The organism is Enterococcus larvae (genome assembly GCF_017830045.1).
In the GTDB taxonomy this organism is placed as follows: Bacteria; Bacillota; Bacilli; order Lactobacillales; family Enterococcaceae; genus Enterococcus_L; species Enterococcus_L larvae.
Genome location: NZ_JAEDXU010000002.1, coordinates 491,375 through 508,046, shown reverse-complemented (window position 1 = coordinate 508,046; position 16,672 = coordinate 491,375). Strand labels below are relative to the sequence as shown.

The following is a 16,672-nucleotide window of genomic DNA, read 5'->3' as shown; positions in this document are numbered from 1 at the left end:
ACTGAAGGTAAAAATTAAAAGGTAGGAGTGGGAAGATGAAGAAAGTTTTAGTAGCAAATCGTGGCGAAATCGCCGTACGTATTTTCCGAGCGTGTACTGAGCTGGGCATCAGAACAGTAGCTGTATATGCGGCAGAAGATGAATATTCTGTCCATCGCTTTAAAGCAGATGAAGCTTATCTGGCTGGAAAAGGGAAAAAACCAATCGAAGCATATTTGGATATTGAAGGTATTCTGAATATTGCGAAGAAATGCGGAGCTGATGCAATTCATCCGGGATATGGTTTTCTATCTGAAAATCTTGAATTTGCTAAGCGCTGTGAAGAAGAAGGCATCACATTTATCGGTCCGAAATCACACCATCTGGATATTTTTGGAGACAAGATAAAGGCGAAAGAAGCTGCAGTAGCGGCAGGGATTTCTTCTATTCCAGGATCTGACGGTCCCGTGGAAACAGTTGACGAGGTTCTTGCTTTTGCACAAAGCCACGATTTTCCAGTCATGATCAAAGCGGCCTTGGGCGGCGGCGGACGAGGCATGCGTGTGGCGTATAATGAAAAAGAAGCACGTGAAGGCTATGATCGAGCGAAAAGTGAAGCAAAAGCGGCTTTTGGTTCAGATGAAGTCTATGTTGAAAAATATATTTCAAATCCTAAGCATATCGAGGTTCAAATTTTGGGGGATCAACACGGCAATGTGCTCCATTTATTTGAAAGAGACTGCTCAGTTCAACGACGCCATCAGAAAGTAGTAGAAGTAGCACCGTGTGTGTCAATGAGTAAGAAGCTACGTAAGGATATCTGTGACGCAGCTGTTCAGCTGATGAGTCACGTAGGCTATGTGAATGCCGGAACCGTAGAATTTCTAGTGGAAGGTGATCGTTTCTACTTTATCGAGGTCAATCCTCGTGTTCAAGTAGAGCATACCATCACTGAAATGATTACAGATATCGATATTGTTGTTTCTCAGCTTCAAATAGCACAAGGAATGGATTTGCACAAGGATATGGAGATTCCTCATCAGGATGAGCTGAAACTGAATGGTGCGGCTATTCAATGTCGAATCACAACGGAAGATCCATTGAATCAATTCATGCCTGATACTGGTAAAATTGATACGTATCGTTCACCAGGTGGATTTGGTGTTCGTTTGGATGTGGGGAATGCTTATTCAGGTTATGCGGTCACTCCTTACTTCGATTCATTACTTGTTAAGGTCTGTACACATGGATACAGCTTTGAAAAAGCTGTTCAGAAAATGCAGCGCTGCTTGAAGGAGTTCCGTGTCAGAGGTGTTAAAACCAATATTCCGTTTTTACAGAATGTTGTCAGCCATCCTGTCTTTATTTCAGGAGAAGCAAACACGACATTTATTGATAACACGCCGGATCTTTTTGAGTTTCCGAAAGTAAGGGATCGTGGAAATAAAACGATGAAATTCATTGGAGAAGTCACTGTCAATGGCTTCCCGGGTGTTGAAAAAACAACGAAAAAATTCTATGAACAACCAAGGATTCCCAGCGATTTCATTGAGAAAAAAGAATTTGTTACTGCTAAAAATGTTTTGGATCAGCACGGTGCTGATGCAGTAGCTGAATGGGTCAAAAAGCAGGAGAATGTCTTGCTTACTGATACAACCTTCAGAGATGCACATCAGAGCTTACTTGCCACAAGAGTGCGAACACAGGATTTTAAAGCAATTGCTCAACTGACAGCAGAAGGCCTTCCGGAATTATTCTCCAGTGAGATGTGGGGTGGGGCGACCTTTGATGTTGCTTATCGTTTTCTTAATGAAGATCCATGGCAGCGTCTAAGAAAGCTTAGAAAGCTGATGCCGAACACTTTATTCCAAATGCTGTTCAGAGGTTCAAATGCTGTGGGTTACCAAAATTATCCAGATAATGTTATTGCAGAATTTATCAAAGAGTCCGCTGACCAGGGGATCGATGTTTTCAGAATTTTCGATAGCTTGAATTGGATTCCACAGATGGAAAAAAGTATTCAAGCGGTTCGTGATTCAGGAAAAATCGCTGAAGCGGCAATTTGCTACACTGGCGATATCAATGATCCGGATAGAGCAAAATATAATGTCCAATATTATAAAGATATGGCGAAAGAGCTGGAGCAGCTGGGAAGTCATATTATAGCAATCAAGGACATGGCCGGACTATTGAAGCCGCAAGCTGCTTATCGATTGATCAGCGAGCTGAAGGATACAGTAAATGTACCGATCCATCTTCACACACATGATACTAGCGGCAACGGCATCATCACTTACTCGGCAGCGACAAAAGCCGGTGTGGATATTGTTGATGTGGCTGCAAGCGCCATGAGTGGGGCGACGAGCCAACCGAGTATGACCAGCCTTTATTATGCACTGGTCAATGGTGCCCGTACTCCAGATATCGATGTTGATAATGCACAAAAAATCAATCATTATTGGGAAGATGTCCGGATGTATTATACGCCATTTGAAAATGGTCTGAATGCACCGCAAACAGAAGTATATATGCATGAAATGCCGGGAGGACAGTATTCAAACCTGCAGCAGCAGGCGAAAGCAATCGGTCTTGGCGACAAATGGGACGAAATCAAGAAGATGTACCGTACTGTAAATCTAATGTTTGGCGATATCATCAAGGTGACACCGTCCTCTAAGGTTGTTGGAGATATGGCATTGTTCATGGTTCAAAATGATCTGACAGAGCAGGATGTCTACGATCACGGAGGCGAATTGAGCTTCCCTGAATCAGTTGTTACGTTCTTCCAAGGAGATCTGGGACAGCCTGTTGGAGGATTTCCTAAGGAATTGCAGAAGGTTATCCTTAAAGGTCGTCCGGCATTTACTGAACGTCCAGGCAGTCTGGCAGCTCCGGTTGATTTTGCAGAAGTTCATAAAGAGCTGGCAGAAAAAATTGGCTATGAACCGAAGAAAGAAGAAGTACTCAGCTACTTGATGTATCCACAGGTATTTCTTGATTATCGAACATCTTATCAAAATTATGGCGATGTAACATTGCTGGATACACCAACTTTCTTCCACGGGATTCGTCTAGGTGAATCTGTAGAAGTCCAGATCGAAAGAGGGAAGACACTGATTATTCGGCTTGATGAAATCGGCGAACCCGATATTGAAGGAAACAGAACACTCTTCTTCAATTTAAATGGGCAACGTAGAGAAATCGTCATCAAGGATCGTTCAATCACGTCTAGTGTTCAGACAAAGCGTAAGGCAGAGCCGACCAATAAAGGACAAGTTGGCGCAACCATGTCTGGATCAGTTCTTCAAATACTGGTTAAAAAGGGCGATAAGGTCAAAAAGGGTGATCCGTTGATGATCACCGAAGCAATGAAGATGGAAACCAGTCTGGAAGCTCATTTTGATGGAACCGTAGATCATATTTATGTGACTGAAGGAGAAGCAATCAGCTCTGGCGATCTATTGATTGAACTTACAGAAAAATAAAGGCAAATCAGGAGGAAAAAATGAAACGATTTTTAGCTTTTCTAGCAGTGCTGATTTCAGTATTGGTCATTGGCTATCTTCAACCTGTATTTTTTCCTCCCGAAAAAGCTGAGATCAACATAGATGATATTGGAAGACAAAATATCTCCCATACGGCGTTGCCGCATGAAGAGCTGCCCGCTTCCGGGTATGCTCTGTACATAGGAAAGAAAATCAGTGATTTTACAAATGAGTATGGCGAACCGTTGACTTCCTACGATACAGGATTTGGTTATGAGCTATGGACCTTTGGTGAAGAAGACAGTGAGTATATCGAGGTAAGTGTTAGAAATCAGAAAATTGGTGCAGTAAAGGTGTTTAATACGACGCAAGATGTTTCTCCTTTTAAGTTAGGTATGACTCTTTCAGAGGTATCGGATATAACAACAATATACTCAAATTTTGATATTGAATATGATACAATGTCCTATTCCATCGAGCTGATGGAGGAAGATATGAACTACCGTCCATTGATTGCTTTTGACAATGATAGCTTCGCTGTTCTATTTTTTACACATGGAAAGGATGTTCTTTCCGGGGTCACTTATCTATCAAAGGAATACTTGCTAACAGTCATGCCGTATCAGTTGATAGCTGGTGAAGCACTGCCTATCACGATTAGCGAGTCTACACCGGATATCGTAGATGAAAAACAAAAAACGATGACCCGTATGATCAACATGCTTCGCATAAAAGAAGACCTACCGGCTTATACTTTCCATATTTCCGCTGAAAAAAATGCAGAATTGTTGTATCGCTTTTACGAAGAAAATTCTGTGGATTTTCTTTCTGTTGAAAGATTGGAGTCCTTGTCACGAGTGAAGAGTGAAAGCTTAGGGGATATTGCAATGGCTTTTATTCTTACTAACTCTGAATTTGAATCAATGATTGCAAAAAGTGATTTAGATTTGCGTAAGTCACAGGGAATATTTATGACGCCGGTGTATGACCTCTCATTTGCAGCCTTATACTGGTTTTCAGATGGTGCTTATTATGCTCGTTTTTCTCATGGCGAAAATGAAGCCATTGGCGTTGCTTTTTCTAAAGAGGATGTGTTAGTCTTAATACAGGCTGTTGAAAATAATACAGAAGAAACAGAAGATAGTAGGTAGATAGAATGATAGTGAATGAATCACTTTTTGATATAGAGGATCAAACTGAACAGTTGATTCAAACTGTTTTATTAAGTAAAAATGTTAAACAATATAGGAGTAACAAAGAAGGAATGAAGGAATCAGAAGTGGTTCAAGAAGCCTTATCAGGTTTTTTGGGAGCTAAAACTGATTTCGAACGTATAGAAAGCTATGGCTCTCATGCTCCTGACTTCAGAACGAAGCAGCGAGCAGTCCGTAAGGCGAAGAGACAGCTTGATATGTGCGAGGAAGTTGCTGAGTTTAGAGTGTCCGAGACAGAGGTTCAGGATATTCTTGATACCATCAGCTCGGCTATAGCAAAAACGATTTCTGAGGACATCAAAGTAGATGCAGGAAATCCATTCTTTACAAAAGGAAATAACCATGGATGTGGGGGCAGTTGTCATGCAAGTTGATGAGGAAAAAGAATTAGTGATTCAAAAACGCCGATCGTTGATCGTATGGGTTTATTCGTTGAAACAGCTGAAAACTTTAAAGCGTCATGGATTCATTCAGTATGTTTCAAGAAGGATGAAATATGTCGTTTTATATATGAACGAGGAAAATGTTGACACAACAGAGGAAAAAATCAACAATCTACACTTTGTTCGTAAGGTGGAACGTTCTTATCGTCCGGATGTGGAAATGAATTTTGCTGAAAAGATTGGTACGAAAGCAGCCTACCAATATGTGGAAGAAGAAGGATTTGAAGTGGAAGAAATCAATACTCAAATACGTCTGGCAGAAAACGTTTGATCATAAGTAATAGACGAGAAGATGAAAAATGTGTAGGAATTTCAAACATTTTTCATCTTTTTTCCATTGAGTAGGGATAAAATAGAAATAGCATGTTACCCAAACTAAAGCAGTAAGAAGTTTGTTCCTCAGCTCAACAGAGTTGAAGAGTGGTAATTGTTTTGAAGCAGAGGAGTGAAAGAATGCGTGTAGTAGCAGGAGAATATAGGGGCCGACGATTAAAGGCATTGGATGGTGAAAACACCAGACCTACAACAGACAAAGTAAAGGAATCGATTTTTAATATGATCGGTCCATATTTTGATGGAGAAATGGTGCTGGATCTCTATTCAGGTAGTGGTGGCTTGGCAATAGAAGCCATTTCAAGAGGCGCTGGTCATGCGTATTGTATCGAAAGAAATTTTTCCGCACTGAAAGTAATCAGAGAAAATATTGCTGTTACAAAAGAAGTGGAAAAATTTACTGTGAAAAAGCTGGACGCTGACAAGGCACTCGACTCTCTTTTTGAGGAAGGAAAAGTATTTGACATTGTACTGTTAGATCCGCCATATGCGCATCAGAAAATTGAGCAGCAGCTTGAGCTGATGGATCGTAATCAAATGCTGAGCGCTCATAGCGTTGTGGTCTGTGAAACGGATAAAACTGTTGATTTGCCTGAAGAAATCAGTTCTTTGTATAAATCCAAAGAAACTGTTTATGGTATTACTCAAATCACGATTTATAGAAGGGACGTATCTAATGACTAGAATTGCTCTTTTTCCGGGAAGCTTTGATCCATTTACGATGGGGCACTTGAACACAGTTGAACGAGCTTCCGTACTTTTTGATCAAGTGATTATAGGCGTATTTACAAACACAACGAAAAAATCATTATTTAATGCAGTAGAAAAAGAAAAGATGATCGTTGAAGCGACAAAGCATCTTGGAAATGTTCAAGTAATACAGCAAGAGCGAAAGTTGACAGTAGAAGCTGCTCAAGAACTTGGAGCCAGCTTCTTGATTCGCGGTATTCGAAATACACAGGACTATGAATACGAAAAAAATATTGCTTTGATGAACAGACATTTACAAGGAGATATTGATACAGTCTTTCTTTTGGCAGATGAAAGATATGGTCATATCAGCTCCAGTATATTGAAGGAAATTCTAGCTTTTGATGGAGATATTTCCGATTATTTACCAGATGCAGTGAATCAAGCGCTGAAGAATCGAGGCTTGCAGAATGAAGGATAAGAAACGCTTTTCACTGAAATCATTTTTACCTTATATCTTAATTGCACTTTTTGCACTTGTATTTGTTGTCAGGATTCCTTATTATATCGAAGGGCCGGGATCAACTGAAAACCTCAAAGATTTTGTTACTGTTGATGGGAAAACAGATGATTCTTCTGGGGGGTTCTATCTAACTACTGTAGGGGTTAGAAAAGCAACCATTGCCACGGCTATATTCGCCCATTTTTCAGATTTTAATGAATTGGTAAGTAAAGAAGAGCTGATGGGAAGTAGTACAAACAAGGAATATGAGCAGATACAGAAATATTACATGGATTCTTCTCAAAATGCAGCAATCGAACAGGCCATGAAATTAGCTGGTGTTGATTATGAGATGACCTTCAAGGGCGTGTACGTCCTGACGATTGATGAGAAATCTGACTTTAAAGGGAAAATAGCTGTTGGCGATACAGTTACTGGCGTAGATGGAAAGACCTTTAAAAGCAGTGAGGAGCTTGTTGCATATATCAAGGGTCTCAAGGTTGGTCAGGAAGTAACGGTTTCTTTTGAGCACGATGGAGAAGAGAAGGAAGCAACTGGAGATTTGATCGAGCTTTCCACAAAAAATCCGGGAATCGGTATTGGTTTGACGGATCATACTGAAATTACTTCTGATACATCTGTGGAAATTGATGCTGGAAGCATCGGAGGTCCCTCTGCTGGTTTAATGTTTACGCTGGAGACCTATGAACTGCTTACAAATAAGAATATTCGTAAAGGTCACGAAATTGCAGGAACAGGTACAATTAATTCTGAAGGTGTTGTTGGAAGAATTGGCGGCATCGATAAAAAGGTTGTGACTGCGAGTCAAAATGGTGCAGAAATATTTTTTGCTCCAGACGATGAGATCTCAGAGGAGATTCGAGAAGAAAATCCGGATATCAAAACCAATTATGAGGAAGCTGTTGAAGCTGGGAAAAAAATCAATACAGAAATGAAAATTGTTCCTGTTAAAACCGTGCAGGATGCATTGGACTATTTAGAGAATCTGGAAGAAAAATAATGAAGAAGAGAGTGGGACAATAATCTGTTGCCACTCTTTTCCATACCCTAAATCCGAATAAACGGCGAGTCAGAAGTAGCTCCTACGACAATAAGCCGGAATTCAACAAAAATTTGTGAAACAATTTTCGTGAATTCCGGCTTATTGCTTGTAGCTAAACACTTCTGTCTCAGCCTCTTTTTGTTGCCTCAGACTGTAGGGAGGCTTTATCATCGCCGCCGACGTATGATAGAATAGTTGTATCATATAATAAGTATAGTAACGGAAAGAAGGTTGTCTATTGGAAACGTATATTGCACTTTTACGTGGAATCAATGTGGGTGGGAAAAATAAGATATCTATGCCGGAATTGAGAACTGCTTTTGAGGAGATCGGCTTTTTAGATGTAGTGACCTATATAAACAGTGGAAACGTGGTTTTTTCCAGTGATTCAAAGGATAGAGTTGAGCTGATAAAGCAATGTGAAGCGATAATAGTAGAGAAGTTTATGTTGAATATACCGGTTGCAATTGTTTCTGCCGCAGATTTATCGACGACCTTGCAGCATGCACCAGACTGGTGGAACATAGACAAGGATGCGATACACTATGCAATTTTTGTTATTTCTCCTATGAGTGTGGCAGAGGTATTTGCTGCGGTTGGAGAGGTGAAACCGGAATATGAGCAAATTGCTTATCATGAAAATGTGATTTTTTGGTCGGCTCCTAGAGAAACTTTCAACAAATCAAGATGGTCTAAGATTGCCAGCTCATCAGTAAATAATAATGTGACCATCAGGAATGCAAATACTGTAAATAAATTATTAATGCTGACCCACTGATTTCTTACGAACCAAAGGGATAAACCTGTTGGAAAATAGAGCCTCTACAAGTCCTGCGAATATCATCGCACTTGTAGAGGCTGTTTATGTAGCTGGATATGTTGAATAGATTTATACATATGGCATCGAACCCTAGAGAGGATCGTTTTCAGTTGTGAGCCCGCTTCTAGCATCATCTTAGATAAACTGCAAATGGCCCCATGCCGAAGAAAAGGCCTATAAGAAATGTTAGAAAGAGTAAAATCAACCCATAGGAGATGAATTTAGTGACTCGATAACCAAATAAAGGATTGTTCAAAAGCGCATCAAATGCCCGTTGGCGATATACCTCCTCTGAGACAGCAATATGTTTCATTTCTTCAATTTTATTTACTTGCTCCAAAACGATTTTTCCATCCATTTCACTGAACAGCTCTGAAAAAATCGCATTGTCACATTCAAAATCAAAAAAGTACGTATACATCTTTTTTCGAGCAGGAGGAAAGCCTTTTTCCCAGTCAAAATACCCCAATGTATTCTTTTTTAAGGTAATTGTTTCTATTTTGTCGTAAGGATAGGTGTAAAACAGTTCTTGATCAAGATATTCAATAATGGTCATAAAAATAATTCGCTGGCTGGTAAAAATAAAAAGTCGGTTGCCTCTCAAATCATGAAAGTCATTGACATATTTTTTTGCTTTTTTACTCTTAGGATGATAAAGCCCCATTATTCCACTAGTCATGAAAGAAATATTGGCTCCGTCATTGGTCAATGGTAGAAAAGAGCGAATCGTTTCATTGTGCTTCAAATGATGTTCTTCCAGAGACTCAAGGATTTCCTGTACGAGAATATACATTTTAGTTTGCTTAAATAATCTTTTTTTCTGATTTGATGAAAGAGTCGCTTCATTTGGCTGTCTTTGATACTTCTGATTCATATTTCTGACGGTTTTTCTAAAGGTGTTTCCCATGATAGCCCTCCTGTTCGAACACTGTTTTCAGCTTTTTTCTGCCTCTTGATAAACGATTATAGACTTGCGTTGCTTCGATATTTAACGTTTCTGCAATTTGCTGCGGTGTTTCCTGATAAAAGTAATAGCTTAAAAATATCCATTGATCTTCTGACTTAAGGGAGTGAATCAATTCTAAAAACTCTTCTTTTTCTAAATAGCGGTCATAGGCTGGATGCTCCTTAATGTTATCTAAGGGAATAGTCCCTGTCCGAAGAATAGTTCTTTTCTTATCAATACATGTGTTTCTCGTAATGGTCAAAACCCAGGTTTTTAAGCTGCTTTTTTCTTCATTAAATTGTGAGATCCCTTTCCATAGTTTATAAAAAACTTCGTTTTCAGCATCTTTATGGTGGCTGTATTCTTCAGGGCGATTCAGAACAGCGCAAATGGTTTTTATGATGTCGTTACCCAGCAGCTCAATTAGCAGCTCTAGTCCTTTGAAATCTTGCTTTTTCAATAGCTCTACAATCTCATCATCCATTCCGATCCCCCTTTCATAATATTATACGTTGGCAATCAGAAATTTTTATCCATTTTCTAAAAAAATGCGTATTATTTTTTAGGAGGGAAGGCATGAGGGAAAAATTTGAAAATTATCGCACTTTGTTCATAGCTGTCGGGAGCAGTTTATTGGTGCTATTGCTAGCTGGCTTGTTGCTCTTCAATACTAATAAGAGAGAGAAAGAACCTGAAGAATGGCTCAATGCTTCTTCTGAACCAGATACAGTGGAAATATCTGATTCAAGTGAGACGCCGAAAACAGTGATGTATGTCGATGTGAAGGGGGCAATCCATTCTCCGGGAATTTACACCATCGATTCAGACATGCGAGTCTGGGATGTGTTAGTGCTGGCTGGAGGGATGACCGATCAAGCAGACGAAAAACAGATCAATCTATCACAAAAAGTTCAAGATCAGATGGTCATTTATGTACCGACAATAGGAGAGGAAGGCGTGTTTTCTGTTCCAGATTTGACAGCTGGGCAAGAAGAAAAAGACCCAGAGAAAACGGGGAAAATCAATTTGAATACTGCGACAGAACAGGAGCTAATGACACTATCGGGAATTGGACAAAAAAAGGCACAGGAAATCATCAGCTATAGAGAAGAAAGCGGCGGATTTACATCTGTTGAAGAATTAACGAATATTTCAGGCTTCGGAGAGAAGACGGTTGAAAAGATCAGAGATTCAGTTTATGTCTCCTAAAAGGAATTATTTTTCAAATACTATTGACGGCAATTTTGAATTCACGTACTATTTGTATATCTTGGGTTTCAGCAAACCATGATATATATCTTTTTGAATCGTGAGAAATTTAATTAATTTTGTATCATATAACCATGTTTAAAACCGATTGAAGTATGGATACAAAGCCCAAAAATTACCAAAGCAGTTCCTTCATTTTTTTGTGAAAAGGAACATGAAATCATCAGACAAAGAAGCGTTAAAGCTATCTGATAGGGAAGAGGAGAATAGACATGACTTTAGAACGTATCCCATGGGACCAGTATTTTATGGCGCAAAGTGTGCTGTTGGCATTAAGAAGTACCTGCACGAGACTAGAGGTAGGAGCGACGATTGTCCGTGATAAGCGAATCATCGCTGGCGGCTATAACGGCTCTGTCAGCGGAGATGTACATTGTATTGATGAAGATTGTTATGTTGTGGATGGACATTGCGTTAGAACGATCCATGCAGAAATGAACGCAGTTCTTCAATGTGCAAAGTTCGGTATTCCAACTGAAGGTGCAGAGATTTACGTGACTCATTTTCCGTGCTTGCAATGTACGAAGATGGTTCTGCAGGCCGGAATCAAGAAGATCCATTATCTGAAGGATTATAGAAACGACCCTTATGCAGTCGAATTGATTGCCAAGGCCGGTGCAACTGCTGACAAAGTAACACTATCGAAAAAATATTTTGCTGAGCTTCAATTAGGAGAAGAGGAAACAAATACCCTTGAGAACCCACCTTCTGGAACTGAGTAACGTTTGGATTTTTCCTACAGCTTTTGCCGTAGCTGTTAATTGTCTGATCTTACACATGAACAGTATTACCGTGATCTTCTGTCTCTTTACTCTGATCCGGCTTCTTCGAACAGGAAATCGAAGAGTTATCACTTCCGGTTTTCTGTTCAGTTTTTTTCTGTTGCCATTTTTATTAACTCTCTATTTAAGAGAAGAACAGGAGGTTGAATCTTCAGGACCGATCAGTGAAGCCAAGTTACAAATACAGGCAGATAAGATTCATGTAAATGGTGATGTTTTACAGCTGGAAGGGACTGTTCACTCTAACGGGCTGAAGCAGCGTGTACGAGCGTTTTATCAGCTTTCCACAGAACAGGAACAGCAGGAGTGGAAGCATCGTGACAGCACACTTATGGCGGTTATATCGGGAACGCTAGATCGACCTTTGCCAAGGACGAATCTAAATGGCTTTGATTATCGAGAAACGCTTAGTATCAAGCGTATCAACCAAATCCTGACAATCGAAAAAATTCATAAGCTGAAACCTGAGAATAGTCCATTATATGATATTCCTGCTCAGCTCACATTGATTAGGAAGCGATTGCTTCTGTATTGTGAGCAGCGATTTTCTGATACTACTGTCACATATAGTCAAATTTTATTGTTCGGAGAACGCAGTAATGATGCTGAGCTGACAGATACCTTCAATCACCTGGGCATTCTTCATTTATTCAGCTTATCTGGTATGCATGTCCTGTTCTTTTTGCAGTTGTTTCGTTTTACAGCATTGAGGCTGGGTGTGAGCTTGGAACAGTATTTCTGGCTGCAGCTCTTGATTTCTTTTGCATTTGCCGGATTGACTGGTTTTTCAATCAGTGTTCTCCGTGCATTGCTCCAAAACAACCTATCTGCTGTTGGCCGGAAATTTCAGCTGACATGGTCTCCTTTAGATGTATGGAGCTTGACCATCTTCTTTGCAATAGTCCTCGATCCCTATACGCTATTTTCTTTAGCTGGGCAGTATAGCTACTTTCTTTCCTTCTTTATCATGTTTATCCGTCCTCCTTTAAATCGCATCCATCAACCAATCGTACAAACCTTCTGCTTTTCTGCGGTATTGTCATTGCTTACATTACCGCTGGTAGCTGTTACTACCCATGAATGGCAACCGATAGGGATTTTTTTGACATTCTTACTGGTCCCTTTTTTTGAAAAAATACTGTTGCCTGCACTGACAATCATCTTTATATCTTCCTTTTTAATTTATACATCTCCTATTGAACCTCTCTTTGAATATGCCTTACGCTATCTGACATCTTGTTTTCATTTCTTAGGAGAAGTGAATCATTTTTCTGTCGTAACTGGTCAGATTCCAGTTTGGCTTTTTTTGGCAGAGCTGTTATTGATTTTTCTGATTGTAAACGACTTGGCTGTGAATTGGAAGCGCTCAGTTCTATTGTTAGGTTTTCTGCTGCTTTTTGCGGGTCAAAAATATGTTCTGCAGTTGGGAATCGTCGCCTACATAGATGTAGGACAGGGGGACAGCATATTGATTCAAGCACCTTTCCACCAAGAGGCAATACTAATAGATACTGGTGGAAAACTCATGTTTTCAAAAGAAGAGTGGAAAGTACGCCAGAATCAAAAAAGCAATGCGGAATACACAGTCATTCCTTTTTTGAAAAGTAGAGGGATAAAAAAGCTTGATAAGGTGTTTATCACTCATTCTGATACAGATCATATGGGCGATTTGCTGTCGATCAGTGAGAAAATATTTATTACGGCTGTTTATTTTCCGGAAGGAGCAGAACTGGATTCACAGTTTAGGGCAGTGATTCAACAACTGTCTGAAAAAGGGACCAGCTTTTATCGGTTACTTGCAGGGCAGAAAATCGATAGCTTTTTTCAATTGAATGTTTTGGCACCTTCAACTGCCGGAAAAGGGGAGAATAACGATTCATTGGTGCTTCATACAGAGATAGCAGCTGCACATTTTTTATTCACAGGAGACCTAGAGGCTGAAGGAGAAGCTGAGCTGGTAAGAAAGTATCCGAAGCTGCCTGTTGACATTCTAAAGGTTGGCCATCATGGTAGCAGGACATCAAGCAGCAAAACGTTCATTGAGACAGTAGAACCGACTCAAGCCATCATTTCCTGTGGCAGGAATAACCGATTTGGCCATCCCCACGAAGATACCATACAGACATTAGAAGAGAATGATGTGGAGATTTTCAGGACGGATCAGGAAGGGATGATCTACTACGAGTGGTCGCCGTTTCTGCCTATTTCTGATGTGAAGACTATTTTAGATTCTGACTAGATTTTGTCTGGTAGTAATGGTAGGATGAATAGGAGAAAAGAGGGATCAAATTGAGTTTGCAGACAGTATTGAAAGAAATCAGAGAAAAGAAAATCGCTCCGATATATCTGGTTTTAGGAACCGAGATATATTTAAGCGAGCTGTTTAAGACAGAACTGCTGTCTCAGCTTTTTGAATCGGGAGACGATGAGTTTAATGTGACTTCATACGATATGGAAGAGGTCTCTCTCTCTGTTGCTTTGGCAGAGGCAGAAACGCTGCCCTTTTTTGGTGACCATCGTTTGGTCTTTGTTGAGAATCCTTATTTTCTAACTAGTGAGAAAAAAAATAATGGAATTGAGCATGATATCAAGGAGCTGACAGATTACTTAGAGCAGCCATCAGAATCGACTATATTAGTTTTTCATGCAAGTGTGGAAAAGCTTGATGAAAGAAAAAAAGTAACGAAGCTCTTAAAGAAAACAGCAGCTGTTGTGGACGTTTCTCCTATGGACGATAAGGCATTAAGAAGCTATGTTCAGCAATCAATCCAAAGTGAAGGATACGAAATAGAACCTAAGGCATTTGACCTGTTATTGCATTTGTCAGATTTTCAACTAACTAAAATCATGGGGGAACTGCAGAAGCTCTATTTGTTTTCTTCTGATGAAAAAAGAATCCTTCTATCTACTGTTGAAGCGCTGGTTCCAAAGTCTTTGGAGCACAATGTGTTTGATTTGAGCTCAGAAATCCTTTCAGGAAATAGCGGGAAAGCATTACAGACGTATGAGGACTTATTACTGCAGGGAGAAGAAACAATCAAGCTTTCAGCAATTTTACTAAGTCAAATACGCCTTTTGCTGCAAATCAAGATTCTAAGCCAGCTTGGGTATCAGCAGGCAAATATAGCTGAAGCGTTAAAGGTCCATCCTTATCGGATCAAACTTGGACTGCAGCAAAGCAAACGGTTTGAACTGGCGCGATTAGAGAAAATTTTTGATGAGCTTGTAGAAAATGATTTTATCGTAAAAACTGGGAAAATGGATAAAGAGCTGCTGTTTGAGTTGTTCATTCTCAAAATATCAGGGCAGACAAAGCAGCCAAGCTGACAAGAGATGAGCATGGAAGATACAATCAGTAGAAGGAAATAGTAAACGGATGTGTGATCGACTGATCACCACATCCGTTTTTTTGTACAAAAAAGAAGCTGACAGCTGTCAGCTTCTAAAAGGTCAATTATTTAGCTAATTGTTTGCTTAAGCGAGATTTATCGCGGTTCGCTTTGTTTTTATGGATTAAACCTTTAGTTTCAGCCATATCAACAGCTTTTACAGCGTCTTTATAAAGTGCATCTACATTGTCAGCTCCAGCAGCTACAGCTTCTTCAAATTTCTTGATAGCTGTACGCATAGCGTTTGTTTGAGATGAATTTTTAGCATTCGCGTTTGCAGAAGTACGTACACGTTTGATTGCAGATTCAATATTTGGCATTTCTTTCACCTCCGATAAAATAAGGTCTTACATATTGGGTATCCAAAATGTAATTCAACAGTAATCATTATACCGAATCCCTTCGGTCATTGCAATAAAAGATGACAAGATTTTTTCCTTAACAGTTAAATTATTTTTCGGAGATGTGCTCTCTGCACTTTGTTTTACGTGGTATGTCAGGGGCTTTCATTGGTAAAAAAGAACACAAGATTGTAGAATGAAGAAAAATATTGTGAAGGTATGAGGAATTATGAAAAAGCGTATAATGCTTCTTATTATTGTTGTGTTAGTAGGGGCAGGAGGCTTCTTTTTTTGGCACAGCAACCAAAAAACAACAATAGAGGTCCCGTCAATCGATGAGGGTGTGAAAAATATGATGACCAGTAAACCGGAGGATTTTCTATTGACCTTTGGGCGATCCAATGAAGAAATTCAAAATCGCAGATCACTGCTGAAAACATTTATTCAGCAGAAACTGATGAAGGACGGCAATATCATCACAAATTATCTGCCTAATGAAGAACAGCAAAATGTTGCCACAGGTCATGATTTATTAAGTGAATCGGCCGGCCTGTATCTTCTGGATCTTGCAGCTAAAGATACAAAAGGGCGGTTTGATGTCTTTTATAAAAGAACAGTGGATACTTTCTATGATGGTACGCAATTCAGCTACCGGGTAACGGATAAGGGTGTCAAATATGATGTTAATGCCAGCTTGGATGATCTGCGTATTTTTCGGGCGTTGATTATAGCAAAGGCTAATTTTGATACCACTGACTATGATGAGGACATTCAGGATTTTACTGAAAAATTTATTCAACATTCCACAAATGATGGATTATTGATTGATTTTTACGATGTGAAAAATGATGAGAAATCTCAGGAAATTTCTCTCTTCTATTTGGATTACAGAACGCTGAGTTATCTGTATCAGCTGCATGATATTGATGCGAAATACCTGCAATACCAAGTGAATATCGCTAAAAACGGCTATATTTCTGATGAATTTCCGTTATATCACCAGAGATACAGCTATAAATCAGAGAAATATTTGGATGGAGACAATATAAATATCATTGAATCCTTATTAACGATCCGCTATTTGGCAGAAATCGGAGAAGCAGATCCAAACAGTTTGGAATTTGTGAAAGAGCACGTTGCAAAAGGAACACTATTCAATGCTTACGATTTGAATGGCAATCCAGTGGATAAAAATCAATCAGCGGCCAGCTACGCAATAGCAGCACTGATTGGGTATTTTACCAATGATGATGAGCTGTATACACAAGCCCTATCAGTTTTGGAAAATTTTCAGACAATGGATGCTACAAATGTTCTTTATGGGGGCATTGGCGATCCGCTTACAAAGGAAGTGTACTCGTTTAATAATTTAATGGCACTTTTAGCCTATGGGTTTTAATGGGGAAATGAGGGGGC

The 16,672-nt window shown here is 39.6% G+C and carries 16 protein-coding genes; 13 read left to right on the top strand and 3 right to left on the bottom strand.

Annotation, left to right across the window (positions count from 1 at the left end):
• Positions 1-35 precede the first annotated feature (35 nt).
• From I6N96_RS06405 to I6N96_RS06370, 8 genes are all read left to right on the top strand, one after another.
• Positions 36-3,464, top strand: coding sequence for a pyruvate carboxylase (locus tag I6N96_RS06405; protein WP_209556725.1), 3,429 nt, complete (start codon positions 36-38; stop codon positions 3,462-3,464).
• Between the two features lie 20 nt (positions 3,465-3,484).
• Complete coding sequence (locus I6N96_RS06400) at positions 3,485-4,615, top strand: CAP-associated domain-containing protein (protein ID WP_209556724.1); 1,131 nt, start codon at positions 3,485-3,487, stop codon at positions 4,613-4,615.
• Between the two features lie 5 nt (positions 4,616-4,620).
• Complete coding sequence (locus I6N96_RS06395) at positions 4,621-5,052, top strand: YlbF/YmcA family competence regulator (protein WP_209556723.1); 432 nt, start codon at positions 4,621-4,623, stop codon at positions 5,050-5,052.
• Positions 5,042-5,392, top strand: a complete 351-nt coding sequence (locus I6N96_RS06390; RefSeq protein ID WP_209556721.1) for a YlbG family protein — start codon at positions 5,042-5,044, stop codon at positions 5,390-5,392. The genes I6N96_RS06395 and I6N96_RS06390 overlap by 11 nt, the downstream gene beginning before the upstream one ends.
• 161 nt (positions 5,393-5,553) lie before the next feature.
• A complete protein-coding gene (gene rsmD / locus I6N96_RS06385; RefSeq protein WP_283811165.1) occupies positions 5,554-6,138 on the top strand; it encodes a 16S rRNA (guanine(966)-N(2))-methyltransferase RsmD in 585 nt (194 codons plus the stop codon).
• Entirely contained in the window at positions 6,131-6,625 is a 495-nt protein-coding gene (gene coaD / locus I6N96_RS06380; RefSeq protein ID WP_209556718.1) for a pantetheine-phosphate adenylyltransferase, read from the top strand. The genes rsmD and coaD overlap by 8 nt, the downstream gene beginning before the upstream one ends.
• On the top strand, positions 6,615-7,667 hold the full coding sequence (locus tag I6N96_RS06375) for a SepM family pheromone-processing serine protease (RefSeq protein WP_209556716.1): 1,053 nt from the start codon (positions 6,615-6,617) through the stop codon (positions 7,665-7,667). Before coaD ends, I6N96_RS06375 begins: the two co-directional genes overlap by 11 nt.
• A 280-nt stretch (positions 7,668-7,947) precedes the next feature.
• A complete protein-coding gene (locus I6N96_RS06370) occupies positions 7,948-8,487 on the top strand; it encodes a DUF1697 domain-containing protein (protein ID WP_209556714.1) in 540 nt (179 codons plus the stop codon).
• 172 nt (positions 8,488-8,659) lie between these two features.
• On the opposite strand, the gene I6N96_RS06365 is transcribed toward I6N96_RS06370, so the two are convergent.
• Both I6N96_RS06365 and I6N96_RS06360 read right to left on the bottom strand, forming a co-directional pair.
• Entirely contained in the window at positions 8,660-9,436 is a 777-nt protein-coding gene (locus I6N96_RS06365) for a PH domain-containing protein (RefSeq protein WP_209556712.1), read from the bottom strand.
• Positions 9,420-9,959 (bottom strand): sigma-70 family RNA polymerase sigma factor, encoded by a 540-nt coding sequence (locus tag I6N96_RS06360; RefSeq protein ID WP_209556710.1) that lies wholly within the window; start codon positions 9,957-9,959, stop codon positions 9,420-9,422. Before I6N96_RS06360 ends, I6N96_RS06365 begins: the two co-directional genes overlap by 17 nt.
• Positions 9,960-10,051: 92 nt before the next feature.
• On the opposite strand from I6N96_RS06360, the gene I6N96_RS06355 reads away from it, so the two are divergent.
• The 4 genes from I6N96_RS06355 (at position 10,052) to holA (ending at position 14,853) form a co-directional block, all read left to right on the top strand.
• Positions 10,052-10,684, top strand: coding sequence for a helix-hairpin-helix domain-containing protein (locus tag I6N96_RS06355; protein ID WP_209556709.1), 633 nt, complete (start codon positions 10,052-10,054; stop codon positions 10,682-10,684).
• A 272-nt stretch (positions 10,685-10,956) separates the two neighbouring features.
• The gene (locus I6N96_RS06350; protein ID WP_209556707.1) at positions 10,957-11,466 is read left to right on the top strand and encodes a ComE operon protein 2; all 510 of its coding nucleotides are present in this window, start codon (positions 10,957-10,959) and stop codon (positions 11,464-11,466) included.
• Positions 11,438-13,765 carry a DNA internalization-related competence protein ComEC/Rec2 gene (locus I6N96_RS06345; RefSeq protein WP_209556705.1) on the top strand — a complete coding sequence of 776 codons (2,328 nt, stop codon included), beginning with the start codon at positions 11,438-11,440 and terminating at the stop codon, positions 13,763-13,765. Before I6N96_RS06350 ends, I6N96_RS06345 begins: the two co-directional genes overlap by 29 nt.
• A gap of 50 nt (positions 13,766-13,815) precedes the next feature.
• Positions 13,816-14,853, top strand: coding sequence for a DNA polymerase III subunit delta (holA, locus tag I6N96_RS06340; protein ID WP_209556704.1), 1,038 nt, complete (start codon positions 13,816-13,818; stop codon positions 14,851-14,853).
• Between the two features lie 127 nt (positions 14,854-14,980).
• Here the strand turns inward: holA and rpsT are convergent, their stop codons facing one another.
• The gene (gene rpsT / locus I6N96_RS06335) at positions 14,981-15,235 is read right to left on the bottom strand and encodes a 30S ribosomal protein S20 (protein WP_202060189.1); all 255 of its coding nucleotides are present in this window, start codon (positions 15,233-15,235) and stop codon (positions 14,981-14,983) included.
• A 250-nt stretch (positions 15,236-15,485) separates the two neighbouring features.
• Between rpsT and I6N96_RS06330 the strand changes: the two genes are divergently transcribed.
• A complete protein-coding gene (locus I6N96_RS06330) occupies positions 15,486-16,655 on the top strand; it encodes a hypothetical protein (RefSeq protein ID WP_209556702.1) in 1,170 nt (389 codons plus the stop codon).
• The last annotated feature ends 17 nt before the right edge of the window (positions 16,656-16,672 follow it).

What these genes read in the sequence shown, in the direction of transcription:
- I6N96_RS06395 (WP_209556723.1), top strand. Translation starts at nt 4,621, where the DNA reads ATGATAGTGAATGAATCACTTTTTGATATAGAGGATCAAACTGAACAG.
- I6N96_RS06375 (WP_209556716.1), top strand. Translation starts at nt 6,615, where the DNA reads ATGAAGGATAAGAAACGCTTTTCACTGAAATCATTTTTACCTTATATC.
- I6N96_RS06355 (WP_209556709.1), top strand. Translation starts at nt 10,052, where the DNA reads ATGAGGGAAAAATTTGAAAATTATCGCACTTTGTTCATAGCTGTCGGG.
- I6N96_RS06350 (WP_209556707.1), top strand. Translation starts at nt 10,957, where the DNA reads ATGACTTTAGAACGTATCCCATGGGACCAGTATTTTATGGCGCAAAGT.
- I6N96_RS06365 (WP_209556712.1), bottom strand. Translation starts at nt 9,436, where the DNA reads ATGGGAAACACCTTTAGAAAAACCGTCAGAAATATGAATCAGAAGTAT.
- coaD (WP_209556718.1), top strand. Translation starts at nt 6,131, where the DNA reads ATGACTAGAATTGCTCTTTTTCCGGGAAGCTTTGATCCATTTACGATG.
- I6N96_RS06405 (WP_209556725.1), top strand. Translation starts at nt 36, where the DNA reads ATGAAGAAAGTTTTAGTAGCAAATCGTGGCGAAATCGCCGTACGTATT.
- I6N96_RS06330 (WP_209556702.1), top strand. Translation starts at nt 15,486, where the DNA reads ATGAAAAAGCGTATAATGCTTCTTATTATTGTTGTGTTAGTAGGGGCA.
- I6N96_RS06360 (WP_209556710.1), bottom strand. Translation starts at nt 9,959, where the DNA reads ATGGATGATGAGATTGTAGAGCTATTGAAAAAGCAAGATTTCAAAGGA.
- I6N96_RS06400 (WP_209556724.1), top strand. Translation starts at nt 3,485, where the DNA reads ATGAAACGATTTTTAGCTTTTCTAGCAGTGCTGATTTCAGTATTGGTC.
- I6N96_RS06390 (WP_209556721.1), top strand. Translation starts at nt 5,042, where the DNA reads ATGCAAGTTGATGAGGAAAAAGAATTAGTGATTCAAAAACGCCGATCG.
- rpsT (WP_202060189.1), bottom strand. Translation starts at nt 15,235, where the DNA reads ATGCCAAATATTGAATCTGCAATCAAACGTGTACGTACTTCTGCAAAC.